Here is a 15,606-nt window from a genome sequence, read left to right on the forward strand (position 1 = left end):
TTCCTCCCTGTCTGCTGTTATCTGTTGGTGTGCGTGGTGAGCTTGCCCTTGACCCAGCCGAGCATCCCGGCCAGTCCGCGCGGCTGGATCGCCATGATCGCGATGATGACGCCGCCATAGACAGCCCAGCTTCCGCCTTGCCAGATCTCTTCGGTCACGTTGGGCACCATGACGATGAAGACCGCGCCCAGCAGCGGGCCGACCAGCGGCGAGCAGAGCCCGCCCACGACGACGGCGGTGAACAGCGAGATCGACAGGAAAAACGGAAAGCTGTCAGGTGCCACGAATTGCACGGCAACCGCCTGAAGCGCACCTCCGACCGAGCAGGCCAGTACCGAGAAGACAAAGGCGCGGGTCTTGGCGCGGGTGACGTCAAAGCCCATGGCGCGGGCGGCAATCGGGTTGTCGCGCGTGGCGATCCAGGCCTTGCCATTGAGCCCGCGCACCAGCCGCAGGGTGAGAAAGGCAAAAAGCAGGAAATAGCCCACGACTGCGAGGTAGATCGACTGGTCAAGGTCCAGCCCGGCCCATTCGGGCGCGGGGTTGATCAGCAGGAACAGCCCCTGCACGCCGCCGGTCCACTCTGCAAAGAGGTCCGAGCGCAGAACCGTCGGCGTGGCAATCGCCAGCCCGAAGGTGGCCAGCGCAAGGTAGACGCCCTCCAGCCGAAGCGCCGGCTTGCCGATCAGCCAGCCTGCTCCCATGCCGACGACACCGGCGATCACCGGTGTCAGGGCGAAGGGCACGGCAAACCGGTCGATGCAGATCGCGGCCGCATAGGCGCCGATCGCAAAGAACGCGCCGTGGCCCAGCGAGATCTGCCCGTTGTAGCCCATCAGCACGTTCAACCCCATCGCGGCGATGGCATAGGACAGGATCGAGGACGCGAGGAACAGCTCGTAGCCTTCCAGTACCCCGGTCGCGGCCAGCAGGGCCAGAGCCGCGGCGCCGTATCCGAACCGCGCCAGAGGAAGCGAGACCTTGCGGCTACGGAGGGCGCTCAGGGCCTGGGTCATGTCTGTGCTCTCCATGGTCATTTCACACCCTCCGCGTCACGATTTCACCAAAGAGACCCGCGGGCCGCACCAGCAGAACCGACAGGATCAGCATCAGCGCGATCAACTCGCGAAACTCGATGCCATAGGGGACATAGGCCGAGACCATCGCCTCCAGCACGCCGACGATCAGCCCGCCCAAGGCGGCCCCGAAGGGGCTGGTGATGCCGCCCAGAAGCGCGCCTGCAAGGGCAAAGATCAGCGGCGCGAGGCCCATGCCGGGATCGAGGAAGGTCACCGGCGCGATCATCACGCCCGCCACCGCGCCGATCCCCGCCGCCAGCCCCCAGCCAAGCGCCAGCATGACCGACACGTTGATCCCCACCAGACGGCTGCTTTCATGATTGTCCGCAGCGGCCCGCAGCGCGAGGCCGAGGCGGGTGTAGCGAAAAAAGAACCACACCGCCGTCAGCACCGCCACGGTGGTCAGCAGCGACCCCAAGGTATGCGCCCGGATCGACAGGTCGTCCATCAGGCTGATCGAGCCGTCGGAAAAGGCGCTGGGGAAGGGTTTGACCTCGTAGTTCCAGATCGCGCCGGCAAGGCTGTGGATGCTGAGAAACAGCCCCACGAAGACCGCCACGACCACAAGGTCGTCGGCCTTGGCAAAGGGCCGGACGACGACGCGCTCCAGCACGATGGCGCCGACGAAAGACACGGCCACCGTCAGTAAGATCGAAGGCCAGATCGGCACGCCCATCTGCACCAGCGTCCAGGCGATGAAGGTGGAAAACACCGCCATCTCGCCCTGCGCCAGGTTCACGTGGCCGGTGGATTTGTAGATCATCACCAATGCCAGCGCCATAATCGCGTAGATACCGCCAGACGACAGGCCGATGATGAGTTGTTCGAGAAAAAAGGTCATGCCCCTGCCCCCTCTGCCGCGACATCGCCCAGATAGGCCCGTGCGATCTCCTGGTTCTGCGAAAGCTCCTCGGCGGTGCCCCGCGCCACGAGGTTGCCCACCTCCAGCAGCGCCGCGTTCGAGGCCAGTTTCAGCGCGAGGTTCGAATTCTGCTCGACCAGCAGCATCGAGACCCCCGCATCGCGCGCAATCTGGTCGAGGATCTCGAAGAGTTGCTTCACGATCACCGGCGCCAGCCCGATCGAGGGCTCGTCCAGCAGGATCAACCGCGGTTCGGCCATCAGCGCCCGGCCAATCGCCAGCATCTGCTGCTCGCCGCCGGAAAGCGTGCCGGCGTGCTGACCCACGCGCTCTTTCAACCGGGGAAAATAGTCGAACACCCGGTCGAGCGAGCGCTGAAAGTTGCCGCGCTTTTTCGCGGTGAAAGCCCCGAGCCGCAGGTTGTCCATCACCGTCAGGCTGGTGAAGGTGCCGCGCCCGTCTGGCACATGGGCCACGCCCATCCGTGCGATGGCCTCGGGGCTCTTGCCGGTGATTTCCTCGCCGAACAGCCGCACCTCGCCATGGGTTTCGATCATGCCGCAGATGGCGCGCAGCGTGGTGGTCTTGCCCGCGCCGTTCGCGCCAAGAAGCGCCGTGACGCCACCCTCCGGCACCGCAAGGTCGATGCCGTGCAGGATGCTGCCGTGGCCGTAGGAGGCCGTGACGTTGTTGAGTTCCAGCGCATGTTTCATGCTGCTTCCTCCCCGAGATAGGCCCGCAGGACCTGCGGATGCGCCCGCACTTCATGCGGCAACCCGTCGGCGATCTTCTGGCCGAAATCCATCGCCACAACGCGGTCGGAGACCTTCATGACGAGGTTCAGGTGATGTTCGACCAGCAGCACCGCGACCTTGAACTCGTCGCGCACCTGCCGGATCAGGTCTTCCAGATGCCGCACCTCTTCGCGGTTCAGCCCGCCGGCCGGCTCATCGAGCATCAGCAGGCTCGGTTTCGCAGCCAGCGCCCGCGCGAACTCGATCCGCTTGCGCACGGCAAAGTTCTGATCAGCGATGGTGTGATCGGCAATGTCCGCCAGGTCGAGCAGCGACAGCAGATGCATGATCCGCTCGCGCGTCTCGGCCCGTTCCCGGCGCACACTTGCGCCGTTGAGAATGTCTGCCGCGAGGCCACCGTTCATCGCGAATTGCGCGCCGGTCAACACGTTCTCGTAGACCGTCATCGTCTCGAACAGCGCGATGTTCTGAAAGGTGCGCCCGATGCCGCGGGCGGCCATATCCTCCGCGCCCAGCGGAGTGATGCTCTCGCCCCTGACGAGGATATCGCCGGAGCTCTGGCGGTAGAGACGGCTGAGGCAATTGAACAGCGTCGTCTTGCCCGCACCGTTGGGGCCGATCAGCCCGAGGATTTCCTGCTCGTGGATTTCGAGTGAAATCTCGTTGAGGGCGACAACACCGCCGAACCTGATGGTAAGATCCCGCACCTCGAGTAATGGATTGCCGTTTTGCCGCACAGTGCATCCTCCCTGCCTGCAGGAATCTCCCATATTCCTGCATTAGTGTCCGACATTAATTACAACCTGGCGGTCGGTCAAGCCTTTCTCGGTTAGTGTCCGACAAAAATTGCAGATGGGAAGGCTGTGCGGCGGCGGTCCGCTACCGGGGTGCTGCGGCGAAGGCCTCCCACAGATGCGCGGCCACAGGCCCCCTGCCCGCCCCGCGCTGGCGAAAGACATAGACCTCTATGTCAAAGCTGAGGTGGGTGTGAGGCAGGACGATCTCGCGCAAGCGATCCTGCGCCAGCTCTTCGGCGATCATGTGCTCGGGCAGGCGGCCCCAGCCCAACCCCGCCATCAGCAGCTGCTTCTTCATGTGCAGATCGCCGACGTACCACCGCCGCTGCCCCTTCTGGACGCCCAGCTCGCGGTCAAAAAGGCCGGCGGCCTGCCCACTGTCGCGCGCGATGATCTGGTGAAACCGCCGAAGCTCGGCCAGAGTAAGCGCGCCCTCCATCGCCTCAAGCAGCGACGGCGCGGCGACGTTGCGCATCACCGACCCGGCCAGCGGGCTGTAGTCGAAGCCCGCCTCTTCCAGCATAACCGGGATCGCCGGCGCCAGGGCGAGCACGGCCTCGCCGGATTGCACCGCCCCGATCGCGCCGGACAGGACCTCTGCGCGCAGCACGAGACGGGTGTCGGGAAAGCGGGTCTGCAGGCCGCTAAGCACCGGCGTCAAAAGGTTCGGATCGGCGGCGGCGTCGATGGCGAGGGTGATCGTCTCTTCCTGCCCTTTCTCGAAATGCCGGATCAGCTGGGTCAGGTCCTCGGCCTCGGCCAGCACCCGCAGCGATTGCAGATAGACCCGCCGCCCCACCGGCGTCAGCTCGAGCCGGTAACCCGAGCGGTCAAACAGCTCAGTGCCGGTCTGGAACTCCAGCGCCTTCAGAGCCTGGCTCACCGCAGGCTGGGTCCGATTGAGGCTCTCGGCTGCCAGTTTGACCGTCCCGGTTTCGACCACGGCGCGCAGCACCTTCAACTGGTCCAGTTTCATCTGCATCCCCACCTGATAAGCATCGCTAATATAGATGCGCAGGAAATATAAATTTCAATAGCGCGTCGGAGACCCTACCTCTGGATCAGCAAACGGAGGTATCCGATGAAACAGGTCAAATCACAGCACGGCGTCCAGCCCGACCAGGTTGGCCCCTTTACCATCGGCCGCGCCCTGCCCAATGCGGCGGTGCAATTCGTGGGGCCGATCATGCTCCTCGACCACATGCCGCCAAGGGACATCGCCCCGGGCGAGCTTCCCGATCCCGACGGGTCTTTCGCGCATCCGCACCGTGGTATCGCCACCTTCACCTACGTCCTCGAAGGCGCGTTGACCCATGCCGACAGCACCGGCGGGAACAGCACCGTTACAGCGGGCGGCGTGCAATGGATGAAGGCCGGCAACGGCATCGTGCATGACGAGATGATCCCCGCAGACCTGCGGACCCACGGCGGCAGGCTGCACAGCTTCCAGTTCTGGATCAACCTGCCCGCGCGCAACAAGGCCGAGCCTGCCGAGTACAGACCCGTCTCGGCCGAGGATTTGCCGGTCGTACCGCTGCCGGGTGGCCGCGCCCATCTCAAGGTGCTTCTGGGCGGATACGAGGACGAGGCCGCGCCGATCCCGGCTTTCGCGAAGGAATTCATCTGGCATGTCCGCATCGAACCCATGGGCTCGGCCCGTGTGACCCTGCCCGATGGCCTGCCCGTCGCGGGCTTCCTGCCCACGCAAGGCGGCATCGTTAGCGGAACGGAGATCGCCGCGCAGCGTTCTTTCGTGCTGGGCAAAGACGGCTTGGAAATCAAGATCACCAACCCGGGCGCCGAGCCGCTCGACCTTCTGCTCTTCGGCGGTGCCCCTATCGACGAGCCGGTGGCGATGCGCGGCCCCTTCGTGATGAACAGTGATACCGAGCTGACCGAGGCCTTCCGCGAGTTTCGCGCCGGCAAATACGGACAGATCACCTATCAACCCGAGAGCGCCTGACCCAGAACGGAGGGACCGCATCCGTGGTCCCTCCCCGTCACCCCGAACAAGCACCGGCCTGCGTCGCGGACCCTCCGCCGCCTGGCCGCCCCAAAAGGAACCATCCCCATGTCCAAACGCATCGCCATTGTCGGCGGCGGCTACATCGGCGCCGATCTCGCCAAGTCCCTCGACGACACCGCCGACGTCACCCTGATCGAGCCGCGCAGCCACTTCGTCCATGCGCCCGCGATGATCCGCGCCGTGGTCGATCCCTCGCTGACGGACCGCGCCCTGATCTCTTACGACCGCCTGCTCACAAACGGCCGCGTATTGCGTGCCCACGCCACCGGCATCGACGCGACCGGCGTGACGCTGGATGACGGCCAAAAGGTCGAGGCGGATTACATCGTCGTCGCCACCGGCTCGTCCAATGCCATGCCGTTCAAGCCGGTGGGCTCTGACATCGAGGGGCTGCGCCAGGCCAATCAGCACATTTACCAGCAGGTCAAAGCCGCCCGCACCATCGGCATTGTCGGCGCCGGGGCCGTCGGCACCGAACTGGCGGGCGAGATTGCCCATGCCATGCCGGACAAGAAGATCACGCTGATTTCGGACACCGACCGCCTGTTTCCCACCATGCCGGACAAGTTGGGCGACGCACTGGCGAGCAAGCTGCGCGACGTCGGCGTGACCCTCGTGCTCGGCAAACGCGCAGAGAACCTGCAAAACCTGACCGAGCCCTACGCCGGCAGCCTGACGCTGTCGGACGGGTCCGAGCATGACTTCGACCTGATCTTCCCCGTCCTCGGCTCCCGCGCCAATTCCTCTCTTCTCGAAACCCTGCCCGACACGCAGAAAAGCACCGCGAACCGCATCAATGTGGACCCCTGGCTACGCCCCTCTTCGCTGCCCAACGTCTTTGCCGCCGGAGACGTGTCCGACGCGGGCGACGGCATGACCATTGTCGCCACCAGCCGCCAGCTGCCCTGGCTCAAGTCCACCCTGAAAGGCCTGATGGCGGGCAAACCGCTCGAAGAGTTGAAATCCTACAAGCCCTGGGGCCCCAAGGCGCCGATCCTCGTGCCGCTCGGCCCGAAGCGCGGCAATTCCTTCCTCAGCCTGTTCACCGCGGGTGATTTCGTGACCCGCAAGATGAAGGGCGAGGATCTGTTCCTATCGAAATACAACAAGCTACTGAACCAGGCTTGAGTAGCACTCGCCATGATGGCGGGACGACTGGATTGCACCCCAAAAATCGGGGTGCATTGTGTCTGCATCCGACGCAACGCCCCTTGATACCCTGCCGGGCAGACCGAGAAGACCCCTGCGTGACGACCAACGTTCACGGTTCATCACGCTCAATAGGCCACGTCCATTCGACCCGTCGCCGGTTTTCACAGCCTTTCCCAGACGGCGGGAAGTAGCGTCCCCACGATGCGCCTCGAGGTCCTGCAGCGGGATGCTGGTCTTGGGCGCTGGCTGCCGTTCAGTTGTCTTGATGGCCCCGCTCCAAGCCGTATTGTGCCCGGGTATCCTGGCGTCATCTACGATCCCACCTCGTCGGCGTTTTTGCGAGAGCAGCCGCTGCATCGCTTTTTCATAACACCCATTCACACTCAGCTATTTGGCAACCTTGATCTAGAAAAAGGCGGCACACTCGACCCTCACCGGCCATTCACGCAGCCATCGCGACGCGCAGTTCGCACACCGAACCGGCCATTCGCTGCGTACGCGAAAAAAATGGGGACGAGCTCACAGTCTTGCGACTGCCGAATGACCGCAGCGCGGACCTTCCTGCCGTTCGCTGCAGACGCACAGTTCCCGCTGCAGCTAAGAAGACCTCTTGGAGGAAGGGCGGGAAGCGGAAGTTCGCTGCGCGTGCAAGAGATAGCAGCGCGCCATCTTCGAGCGGACATTCGGTGTGTCATCACTTGCTTCTTGCAGACGCAATGTATGCTCGCTTCCTTGAGATCACATTGCCAAGCGGGCAAGGGCGTTGATCGCCGCGGAGTTCAATGCCACTCCCTGCGGGTCAACGGCGGCACGACCAATCGCCACCGCCACAAAGGCCCGCCCGATCTCTTGGGTCGATGTGCCCATGCCAAACGGGCGCATGAGCGGCGCCAGTTTCGCCACCAGGCCGTATAGCGGAACGCTGTGCCGGAGACCCCGACGGGTAGCGATGGCCCCCGGCTGGAACACCACGACCTGCCTGAAGCCAGTTCTCACCACGGTATTCTCGGCGCGTCCCTTGATCCGCGCCCACAGTTGGCGGGACGTCTCGGACCTGTCCGCGCCCGGACCAGAGACGAAGACAAATCGGCACTGGCGGCTTTGGTCGTAGAGCGCCTTGACCGCGGCGGACACAAAGCAATGCTCGATCCGGGTGAACTCCTCCGCGGTATGTCCAGAACTTGGCGATCCCAAGGCCCAGAAACAGGCATCGATTGCGGCGAACTCCCTCGCAATGGTCGAGAAATCCTCGAAATCGCTGTGCAGGATCTCGCGTAGCTTGGGGTGGGTGCGGCCGCTCGAACGGCGCAGAATGCAGATCACTTCCATGATCTCCGGGTGATCGAGACATTCAAGAAGGGCACCCGACCCAACGGTGCCGGTCGCGCCAAAGATTAGAATACGTTTGGTCATGTGTTGTCCGCCGATATGCTGACCGGCATGCTGCCGTCACGAATTGCACAGCTGAGCTGAGAAGATTCCGTGCCCTGCTGGGGCACTCTCGACACTCCGGCGCGGACGCCAGTGATCACGTTGATCCCTCTGCCATCGACAGCTGCTGCCTGTAGTCCTGAAGCCGGGCGTTGGCGGTGCTGTCGATGAGGATAAGAACCGTGAACAAGGCGATAGCGGTGATCAGGCTGGCGCGCCAATAGGGCCCGTCGAGGAAGGGGAGCGCCAGAGCGCAGAGGGCGATGATCGCCGGGAAGACCCTGAAGACCGCGATGCGGTAGTCGTTCAGCACCTTGTCGGCGCGGGTGATCTCGGTGGCGATGAAACCGGCAGCGTCTTCGCCAAAGGCCGCCGGGACGCCCGCCAGCCGGGACTGTGCGGGGAAGAACAGGCCCACGCCGAGGATCAGCAACAGCCCGCCCGCCCCCAGCATCGGGACCGTGAAGGCCCGTGCCAGGTCGGTCGTGGCAAGCTGCCGGAAGCCGAGACCTGCCAGCCCGAATGCCAGTCCGAAGGTCAGGAACGCAACGTTGGAGAGCATTTCGAACCGTGCCCAGTCGGAAGCGGTCTTGACGATGTCCATGGGGTTACCTTTCGGTTAAAGGGATGGCAGGGTCCGATTGTCTCGGCCCAGCCCCGGGCATCACGTTACAGCTGCCAGGTGAAGCCGGTGTCCTTTTCCGACCGCTCCCAGAGCCGGGCCATGACCGGCTTATCGTAGGCATGCGCGTTCAGCGTGCCGCGGCCGACCGGACCGACGAACTCGCGGGTGCCGGTCGGGCCATAGAGCGCGCGCTGCTCGGTCAGCGCCTCTTCGGTGGCGCACATCACCTCCGGATAGGCCCCCTGTTCGGCGGTCTGAACCATCGGCGTCTTGGTCATCAGCCACCAGATGAACCGCATGGTCCGGCTGCCACTGGTCGAGATCAGCGAGGTCGCGGACGAGCCGGGGTGGCAGACGAAGACCTTCACGCCCCTGCGTCCGGCCGCTTCCAGCCTGTCCTGAAGCTCATAGGCAAACATCATCTGCGCCAGCTTGCTCTGCGAATAGGCGGTGTTGGCGCCGTAGCCCTCGTCCCAGTTCATGTCGTCGAAGCGGATGGTCTTCAGCCCCATGTTGTAGCCGAGGCTGGCGACGACGACGATCCGGCCCTTGGTCTCGGCGATCCGGTCAAAGAGCATGCCGCAGAGCGTGAAGTGGCCGTAGTGGTTGGTCCCAAGCTGGCTCTCGAACCCGTCAGGAGTCAGCTTGCGGGTCGGCACTTGGGCGATTGCGGCGTTGCAGATCAACGCGTCGATGCGCGGCGTGGTTTTCAGCACCTCTTCGGCGGCTTCGCGGACCGAGGCCTGCTTGGCCAGGTCCATTCGGATGAAGCGCACGGGCGCATCAGCGCCGAATTCCTGTTTCAGTTCCTTCACGGCGGCGGCGGATTTCTCGGCGCTGCGGTTCAGCATCACCACCTCGGCGCCCTTGCCCAGAAGGATGCGCGCGGCCTGAAAGCCCGCGCCGGCATTGGCGCCGGTGATGATATAGGTCTTGCCGGCAAGATTGCCGAGGCGTGCGGGCGTCCAGCCCCTGGGTCCGAAAGTCGTGTCAGCCATCTGTCTGATCCTTGGTATGGGTCTATGGAGGGGGGGCCGGGTATGATCCGGGCGCGCTGTCTTTGCTTCAGTCGTGAAGCTGGCTGAACAGCGTGTCTCCGCGCCGCCAGACCGGCAGGTAGCCGGGGTATTCGGGCTTGAGCGCGCTGACCTCGTCGAGCTGCGCCATCTCCGCTTCGCTCAAGCTGATGTCGGCGGCTTTCAGGTTGTCGACCAGCTGCGCTTCCTTGCGGGCGCCGACGATGACGCTGGTGACGCCGGGCTTGTGCAGCAGCCAGGCCAGGGCGATCTGCGCCACCGAGGCGTCCTTTTCCTCGGCGATCTGCGCCAGCGTCTCGATGATGTCGAAGCCTTGCTCCTTGGCAACCGGCGGGAAATCAAAGGCGACGCGGCGGCCGGAGCCTTCGGCCTCGCGGGTGTATTTGCCGCTCAGGAAACCGCTGGCCAGCGGGCTCCAGATAAAGGTGCCAAGACCGAGGTCGCGCACGGCGGGGAGGATCTCGCGCTCGAGCTCGCGGCCGACGAGGCTGTAGTAGGACTGCGCCGAGACAAAGCGCTCGGTGCCCAGACGCCGCGCCACACCGTCCGCCTTGGCAATCTGCCAGCCGGCAAAATTCGACAGGCCGATGTAGCGCACCTTGCCCTGCCGCACGAGGTCATCGAGCGCGCGCAACGTCTCTTCCAGCGGCGTGGTGACGTCGAAATTATGCACCTGGTAGAGGTCGATGTAATCGGTGCCCAGCCGCTTCAGGCTGCCCTCGACCTCGCGCATGATGGCCAGCCGGCTGGTGCCCAGATCGTTCGGGCCGGTGGTCATGGTGTTGTAGAGCTTGGTGGCAATGAGAGTGTCCTGACGGCGCGACCCCAGCGCCACGCCCAGCATCTCTTCCGAGACGCCCGAGCTGTAGACATTGGCGGTGTCGAAGATGTTGATGCCCGCCTCGATCGCCAGATCGACCATCCGGGAGGCGAGCTCCTGACCGGTGGCGCCAACCAGATCGGCATAGCTGCCGCCTTCGTTGTCGAAGGTCATGGTGCCCAGCGTCAGTTCGGAAACATAGAGACCGGAATGTCCAAGCTGCTTGTATTTCATCGTGCTGTCCTCTGCGCCGCGGCGCTTGCGTTTGTAAACTGTGGTGTTTACATAGAGGGGAAGGCGCCATCAGTAAACCCCCGTGTTTACATTTTTCCAGCCAAGCGGGGTGTAACCGATGAAACTCACTGAAAAGAAACGAAAAGACATTCTGAACGCCGCCATCCAGGAGTTCCGCGAACAGGGGTTTCCGTCGGCGCGGGTGAACAGAATCGCCGAACTGGCCGAGGTCTCGAAGCGCACGCTCTACAAGCATTTCGAGAGCAAGGAGGTGCTGTTCCAGGCCATCACCGACATCCTGCTCGAGCAGATCGCCGCCACGCCGAAGCTGCGCTACAACCCTGAGGCCCCGCTGCGAGAACAGCTGATCGCGGCGGCGCGGGATTACATAGGCCACCTCTCGGGCCCAGAATACATGGGCCTGAACCGGCTGGTGATGTCAGAGCTTTTGCGCGATCAGGATCTCGCGCAGGCCTTCTTTGCAAAGGCGGCGATGCAGGACGGCCCGATCCAGGCGCTGATCGGCGAGGCAATGCAGGCCGGAGCGCTGCGCCAGGCCGAGCCGGGCTTTGCCGCCGGGCAGCTTCTGTCGATGATCAAGCATTTCCTGATGTGGCCCGAGTTCCTTTTGGGCGAAAAGGCCGATCTGGACGCGGAGGCCGTCATTGCCGACTGCGTGCAGATGTTCCTCGCGCATTACGGTGAGAAAGACTGAGGGGCGCCGGGTCAATCCGGTGAAGCAGGGCGACGTCATGATCTGACATCACCCCGCCTTGGGAACTTCCCTACGTGAGGCGTTAGCCTGCAATTTCGATCCCGATCTTGCCCATGTGGGACTTCTTGAGAAACGCTTCCTGCGCGTCGCGCAGGTCGCGCAGCGCGTAGGTCTCTGCGAGAATCGGTCGGATCTCACCCCGTTCGATATAGCCCACAAGGTCGGTAAAGACTTCTGGGTCCTGCCGAGTGCTGCCGATCAGTGTCAGGTCCTTGAGGTAAAGCGTGCGCAGGTCCAGCTCCACGATCGGACCGGCAATGGCCCCTGAGGTGACATAGCGACCACGCACCGCCAGCGCCTCGAGCAGCGCGGGCCAGCGTGGCCCGCCGACGAGGTCGAGAACGACGTCGAAAGCCTCCTCCGGCACGGCGTCTTCGCGTCCGATAATGGCGTCAGAACCGAGCGCTTTCAGGTCGGCGACCTTGGCCGGGCTGGTCACTGCCGTGACATGCGCGCCGCGTCGCTTGGCGAGCTGCACGGCCGCAGAGCCGACGCCGCCCGAGGCGCCGGTGATCAGCACTCGCTCTTCGCCAAGCCCGGCCCGCTGGATCATCCCCTCGGCGGTCGAGAAGGCGCAGGGGAAGGAGGCCAGTTCCACGTCGGCAAGTGGGCTGTCGATGCGGAGTGCGTGTTCGTCCTCGACAGTGGTGAACTCGGCAAAGCCGCCGTCGCGCTCCGAGCCGAAGGTGACGAGCGCCTCCGCATCTCCTCCGGCGGGTCGGTGCATGGGTCGCACCAGCACCCGTTCGCCGACGCGCGTGATGTCGACCCCGTCGCCGACCGCGACAATCTCGCCGCAGCAATCGGCGCCCTGGATGCGCGGAAAGCTCAGTGCCCCGGACCAGGCGCCATCGGCGTCCGAGGCACCGTCATAGCCCGTGGCCGCCGCGGAGTTCGTATCTCCGCGCACCGCTTTCGAATACCAGCCGGTGCGGGTGTTCACATCGGTGTTGTTCGCCGCCGAGGCGCCCACGCGGATCAGCACCTCGCCCGCACCGGGGTGCGGCACGCGCACGTCCTCTCGCCACTCCAGTTTGTCGAGACCGCCATGGCCTGTCAGAACCATAGCCTTCATCGTCTCGGGAAGGGTCATCATGTCGCTCCATCGTGTAGAATGATTACTCTACTTGCGTAAGTAGAGGGATCACTCTACAGCGTCAAGCATGACAGATACCAAAACCAAGATTGCCGCAGGACTTGAGCAAGCCTTCGCCGCCCGGGGCTTTGCCGAGCCCAGCGTCGAGGATCTGCGCGATGCAGCGGGCGTCAGCCTGCGCACGCTTTACAAGTATACGCCATCACGCGCCGACATGGTGGTGGCAGCGCTGGAGCATCGCCACGGGCGCTATCTTTCGCACCTCTTCGATGACCTGCCCGCGGCGCAGGAGGCGGTGCTCGACGTGCTGTTTGAACGGGTCGGGGCCTGGATGGCGACGGAGACTTCGCATGGCTGCCTGTTCCACGGAGCGGTCGCCGCAGACCCAGGCAGCGAAGGGCTACGCGCGCTGCTGGCGCGGCACAAGGCAGAGGTGGCCCGCCGCGCCGCCGCAGCCACCGGGCTCGACGGCCGCGAAATCTATCTGTTGGTGATATTGGAGGGTCTGACACAAGCTTGGTCGCTGCATCGCGATACCGCCGTGCTCAGCGCGAAGCGGCTGGGGCACGGACTTAGGATGAACGGCGCCGCGTGACGGCGCCCTCCTTCACGTGCGCGCCATGCCCGCCAGCATCGCGCCGAGAGCGACAAAGTGGATCAACATGATCGCCCGGTCGTTCCAGAGCACCCCGACGATCAGCCAGCCGAGAACCCCAACGATGAAGAGGTAGAGGTTCCACGGCGTCCAGCCAAAGGCGGTGCCGGCATAGCCAAGGATCTGTATGATGGAGGCCGCCCATTTCACGACGAAGGCTGTGCCGTCGCGGCCCGCGAGACTGACACCCTCAGACGCCACGCGTAAGCCCCCCGTCGATCCGCCAGTTCTGCCCGGTGACATAGCCGCCGCTATCGGAAGCGAGCCAGCCGATCAGCGAGGAGACCTCCGCCTCGCGCCCGTAGCGGCCCATGGGAATGCGCGCGCGCCGGTCTTCTGTTTCGGGCAGGCTGTCGATGAAGCCGGGCAGCACGTTGTTCATCCGGATGTTCTGCGCCGCATAGCGGTCGGCATAGAGCTTGGCGAAACTGGCAAGTCCTGCGCGGAACACGCCGGAGGTCGTGAAAAGCGGGTCGGGCTCGAAGGCGGCGAAGGTCGAGATGTTGATGATCGCCCCGCCGCCCTGGGCTGCCATGATCGGCGTGACCAGCCGGGTCGGGCGGATCACGTTCATCAGATAGACGTCGAGCCCGTCGTGCCAGTCCTCGTCGGTGATCTCGAGGATGTCACCCTTGGGGCCGTGCCCTGCCGAGTTCACCAGCACGTCGATCCGCTGCCAGCGGTCCATAGCGCCGTCGACTAGACGCTTCAGGTCCTTGACTGAGCGGTTGGAACCGGTGGCCCCGAAGCCGCCAAGCTCCTCCCCCAAGGCCTCGCCCTTGCCGGAAGAGGAGAGCACCCCGACCTTGAAGCCATCGGCCGCCAGCTGCCGCGCCGCGCCAGCGCCCATGCCGCTGCCGCCCGCTGTGATCAGAGCTACTTTTTCTATCGCCATCTCTAAACTCTCCATCTCTTTTCCGTGGCATCGAACTCGCCTATGCATGTTTTAGATACGGAGAAGAGGCGCGTGCGGCCAGCCAAGCGCAGCTGTTGCGCGGGTGTAGGAGAACTATCGTGACGAGCGAAGCCAATCTGCCGTCCCTGAACGGCCTGCGCGCTTTCTCGGCAGCCGGCAGGCACTTGTCCTTCCGTGCAGCGGCTGAGGAACTAGGCGTGACGCAGGGCGCCGTGGCGCAGCAGGTGCGCGGTCTTGAGGAGCATCTCGGCCTGCGCCTGTTCCTGCGCGAGCCGCGGGGGCTTAGCTTCACCGAAGAGGGGCGGACTTACCATGCCGCGGTCGCCCGGGCCTTCTCCCAGCTCTCCGACGCGACGGGGGCGCTCCTGGAGACGCCCTCGCGCGTGACGATCAGCGTGACCCCGACCTTCGCCTCGAAATGGCTCATCCCGCGGCTCGCCGAGTTCACCGAGGCCCATCCGGGGATCGACCTCCGGATCACCGCCACTGAGCGGGTCATGAGCTTCCACGCCGACGGCATCGACATCGCGGTGCGGCAGGGGCGCCCGCCGTTCGGGGCAAGCCTGCGCACCGAGTTGCTGTTCCCGCAGCAGGTTGTCGCAGTCTGCTCACCGCAGCTCACGTCCCCGGACAACCTTCCCATCGATGCGGCCGCACTGTCCCGTATGACCCTGCTGCACGACGCGCACGATCTCTGGCCGCAGTTTCTTGAGATGGCCTTCGGAACCGTGCCGACGGCGTCACGCGGTCTGCACTTCAGCCAGACGACCCTGAGCCTTGACGCAGCCTTGGCCGGTCAGGGTGTCGCCCTGGCCAGCCGTTTCCTTGTGCAGCGTGACCTTGATGCCGGTCGCCTGGTGCGTGCTGTCCAAGCCGCACTGGAGGGTGGTCAGGATTTCTACGCCCTTCTGCCTCGTCAGGGCGCATCCGAGGCGGCACATCGGGTGATGGAGTGGCTACTCAGCATTGCGCACGAGGAAATTCGATAGGGATCGAAAGGCGGGCAACGAGCGCGATATTTTGCTAAGCGGCGACTACAGGCTTTCGACTACACGACCGCTTCGGCAATGTAAGGAAGATCCCCGCGCTCAGGCCGAAGTTCCGGCCAGGGCGGTTCACAGCGAATGGCATCTCGCTGCATGCACAAAGCCGACGAGGGACTTCGTGGTCAGTTTGGGTTCGCTGCTGTCGTTCGCCGCACGGACCACCGACGTCAGCTGTGGGCCGCCCGTGCTCCTTCGCCGTCGCGCAGGTAGGGCGGTTTCCGGACCTTCGCTGCAAGCGCAAAGCGAGACATTGAAATCAAAGAAGCAGCCATTGGATCGATGTCGGAACCGTTGCAAACG

The 15,606-nt window shown here is 64.3% G+C and carries 17 protein-coding genes; 5 read left to right on the top strand and 12 right to left on the bottom strand.

Features of this window, described 5'->3' with window-relative positions; genetic code table 11:
• Positions 1-17: 17 nt before the first annotated feature.
• From AC04PT_RS13705 to AC04PT_RS13725, 5 genes are all read right to left on the bottom strand, one after another.
• Positions 18-1,016 (bottom strand): branched-chain amino acid ABC transporter permease, encoded by a 999-nt coding sequence (locus AC04PT_RS13705; RefSeq protein ID WP_482874272.1) that lies wholly within the window; start codon positions 1,014-1,016, stop codon positions 18-20.
• A 22-nt stretch (positions 1,017-1,038) separates the two neighbouring features.
• On the bottom strand, positions 1,039-1,920 hold the full coding sequence (locus AC04PT_RS13710; protein WP_482874273.1) for a branched-chain amino acid ABC transporter permease: 882 nt from the start codon (positions 1,918-1,920) through the stop codon (positions 1,039-1,041).
• Positions 1,917-2,654, bottom strand: coding sequence for an ABC transporter ATP-binding protein (locus tag AC04PT_RS13715; RefSeq protein WP_482874274.1), 738 nt, complete (start codon positions 2,652-2,654; stop codon positions 1,917-1,919). Before AC04PT_RS13715 ends, AC04PT_RS13710 begins: the two co-directional genes overlap by 4 nt.
• The gene (locus tag AC04PT_RS13720) at positions 2,651-3,403 is read right to left on the bottom strand and encodes an ABC transporter ATP-binding protein (protein WP_482874275.1); all 753 of its coding nucleotides are present in this window, start codon (positions 3,401-3,403) and stop codon (positions 2,651-2,653) included. Before AC04PT_RS13720 ends, AC04PT_RS13715 begins: the two co-directional genes overlap by 4 nt.
• Before the next feature lie 172 nt (positions 3,404-3,575).
• A complete protein-coding gene (locus AC04PT_RS13725) occupies positions 3,576-4,475 on the bottom strand; it encodes a LysR family transcriptional regulator (RefSeq protein ID WP_482874276.1) in 900 nt (299 codons plus the stop codon).
• Between the two features lie 99 nt (positions 4,476-4,574).
• Here AC04PT_RS13725 and AC04PT_RS13730 point away from each other — a divergent pair, with 99 nt between their 5' ends.
• Positions 4,575-5,456 (top strand): pirin family protein, encoded by an 882-nt coding sequence (locus tag AC04PT_RS13730; RefSeq protein WP_482874277.1) that lies wholly within the window; start codon positions 4,575-4,577, stop codon positions 5,454-5,456.
• 108 nt (positions 5,457-5,564) lie between these two features.
• Entirely contained in the window at positions 5,565-6,647 is a 1,083-nt protein-coding gene (locus AC04PT_RS13735) for an NAD(P)/FAD-dependent oxidoreductase (RefSeq protein ID WP_482874278.1), read from the top strand.
• A 762-nt stretch (positions 6,648-7,409) separates the two neighbouring features.
• Here AC04PT_RS13735 and AC04PT_RS13740 read toward each other — a convergent pair.
• The 4 genes from AC04PT_RS13740 to AC04PT_RS13755 form a co-directional block, all read right to left on the bottom strand.
• Complete coding sequence (locus tag AC04PT_RS13740; RefSeq protein ID WP_482874279.1) at positions 7,410-8,084, bottom strand: NAD(P)H-binding protein; 675 nt, start codon at positions 8,082-8,084, stop codon at positions 7,410-7,412.
• Positions 8,085-8,199: 115 nt separating this feature from the next.
• Positions 8,200-8,706 carry a hypothetical protein gene (locus tag AC04PT_RS13745; protein WP_482874280.1) on the bottom strand — a complete coding sequence of 169 codons (507 nt, stop codon included), beginning with the start codon at positions 8,704-8,706 and terminating at the stop codon, positions 8,200-8,202.
• Between the two features lie 65 nt (positions 8,707-8,771).
• A complete protein-coding gene (locus AC04PT_RS13750) occupies positions 8,772-9,725 on the bottom strand; it encodes an SDR family oxidoreductase (RefSeq protein ID WP_482874281.1) in 954 nt (317 codons plus the stop codon).
• 67 nt (positions 9,726-9,792) lie between these two features.
• Positions 9,793-10,818 (bottom strand): aldo/keto reductase, encoded by a 1,026-nt coding sequence (locus AC04PT_RS13755; RefSeq protein WP_482874282.1) that lies wholly within the window; start codon positions 10,816-10,818, stop codon positions 9,793-9,795.
• Positions 10,819-10,936: 118 nt separating this feature from the next.
• Between AC04PT_RS13755 and AC04PT_RS13760 the strand changes: the two genes are divergently transcribed.
• The gene (locus tag AC04PT_RS13760; protein ID WP_482874283.1) at positions 10,937-11,533 is read left to right on the top strand and encodes a TetR/AcrR family transcriptional regulator C-terminal domain-containing protein; all 597 of its coding nucleotides are present in this window, start codon (positions 10,937-10,939) and stop codon (positions 11,531-11,533) included.
• Positions 11,534-11,615: 82 nt separating this feature from the next.
• Here AC04PT_RS13760 and AC04PT_RS13765 read toward each other — a convergent pair whose 3' ends face one another.
• Positions 11,616-12,689: an alcohol dehydrogenase family protein gene (locus AC04PT_RS13765; protein ID WP_482874284.1), complete on the bottom strand. Its 1,074-nt coding sequence runs from the start codon at positions 12,687-12,689 to the stop codon at positions 11,616-11,618.
• 67 nt (positions 12,690-12,756) lie between these two features.
• Here AC04PT_RS13765 and AC04PT_RS13770 point away from each other — a divergent pair, with 67 nt between their 5' ends.
• Positions 12,757-13,284 (top strand): TetR/AcrR family transcriptional regulator, encoded by a 528-nt coding sequence (locus tag AC04PT_RS13770; RefSeq protein ID WP_482874285.1) that lies wholly within the window; start codon positions 12,757-12,759, stop codon positions 13,282-13,284.
• A gap of 12 nt (positions 13,285-13,296) precedes the next feature.
• Here the strand turns inward: AC04PT_RS13770 and AC04PT_RS13775 are convergent, their stop codons facing one another.
• Complete coding sequence (locus tag AC04PT_RS13775) at positions 13,297-13,545, bottom strand: DUF6552 family protein (RefSeq protein ID WP_459015771.1); 249 nt, start codon at positions 13,543-13,545, stop codon at positions 13,297-13,299.
• Positions 13,535-14,239 (bottom strand): SDR family oxidoreductase, encoded by a 705-nt coding sequence (locus tag AC04PT_RS13780; protein WP_482874286.1) that lies wholly within the window; start codon positions 14,237-14,239, stop codon positions 13,535-13,537. The genes AC04PT_RS13775 and AC04PT_RS13780 overlap by 11 nt, the downstream gene beginning before the upstream one ends.
• A 119-nt stretch (positions 14,240-14,358) precedes the next feature.
• Here AC04PT_RS13780 and AC04PT_RS13785 point away from each other — a divergent pair, with 119 nt between their 5' ends.
• Positions 14,359-15,249 carry a LysR substrate-binding domain-containing protein gene (locus AC04PT_RS13785; protein WP_482874287.1) on the top strand — a complete coding sequence of 297 codons (891 nt, stop codon included), beginning with the start codon at positions 14,359-14,361 and terminating at the stop codon, positions 15,247-15,249.
• Positions 15,250-15,606 lie beyond the last annotated feature (357 nt).

The organism is Litorisediminivivens sp. KMU-197, assembly GCF_056858395.1.

What these genes read in the sequence shown, in the direction of transcription:
- AC04PT_RS13750 (WP_482874281.1), bottom strand. Translation starts at nt 9,725, where the DNA reads ATGGCTGACACGACTTTCGGACCCAGGGGCTGGACGCCCGCACGCCTC.
- AC04PT_RS13770 (WP_482874285.1), top strand. Translation starts at nt 12,757, where the DNA reads ATGACAGATACCAAAACCAAGATTGCCGCAGGACTTGAGCAAGCCTTC.
- AC04PT_RS13715 (WP_482874274.1), bottom strand. Translation starts at nt 2,654, where the DNA reads ATGAAACATGCGCTGGAACTCAACAACGTCACGGCCTCCTACGGCCAC.
- AC04PT_RS13780 (WP_482874286.1), bottom strand. Translation starts at nt 14,239, where the DNA reads ATGGCGATAGAAAAAGTAGCTCTGATCACAGCGGGCGGCAGCGGCATG.
- AC04PT_RS13765 (WP_482874284.1), bottom strand. Translation starts at nt 12,689, where the DNA reads ATGATGACCCTTCCCGAGACGATGAAGGCTATGGTTCTGACAGGCCAT.
- AC04PT_RS13725 (WP_482874276.1), bottom strand. Translation starts at nt 4,475, where the DNA reads ATGCAGATGAAACTGGACCAGTTGAAGGTGCTGCGCGCCGTGGTCGAA.
- AC04PT_RS13730 (WP_482874277.1), top strand. Translation starts at nt 4,575, where the DNA reads ATGAAACAGGTCAAATCACAGCACGGCGTCCAGCCCGACCAGGTTGGC.
- AC04PT_RS13740 (WP_482874279.1), bottom strand. Translation starts at nt 8,084, where the DNA reads ATGACCAAACGTATTCTAATCTTTGGCGCGACCGGCACCGTTGGGTCG.
- AC04PT_RS13755 (WP_482874282.1), bottom strand. Translation starts at nt 10,818, where the DNA reads ATGAAATACAAGCAGCTTGGACATTCCGGTCTCTATGTTTCCGAACTG.
- AC04PT_RS13705 (WP_482874272.1), bottom strand. Translation starts at nt 1,016, where the DNA reads ATGACCCAGGCCCTGAGCGCCCTCCGTAGCCGCAAGGTCTCGCTTCCT.
- AC04PT_RS13710 (WP_482874273.1), bottom strand. Translation starts at nt 1,920, where the DNA reads ATGACCTTTTTTCTCGAACAACTCATCATCGGCCTGTCGTCTGGCGGT.
- AC04PT_RS13745 (WP_482874280.1), bottom strand. Translation starts at nt 8,706, where the DNA reads ATGGACATCGTCAAGACCGCTTCCGACTGGGCACGGTTCGAAATGCTC.
- AC04PT_RS13735 (WP_482874278.1), top strand. Translation starts at nt 5,565, where the DNA reads ATGTCCAAACGCATCGCCATTGTCGGCGGCGGCTACATCGGCGCCGAT.
- AC04PT_RS13760 (WP_482874283.1), top strand. Translation starts at nt 10,937, where the DNA reads ATGAAACTCACTGAAAAGAAACGAAAAGACATTCTGAACGCCGCCATC.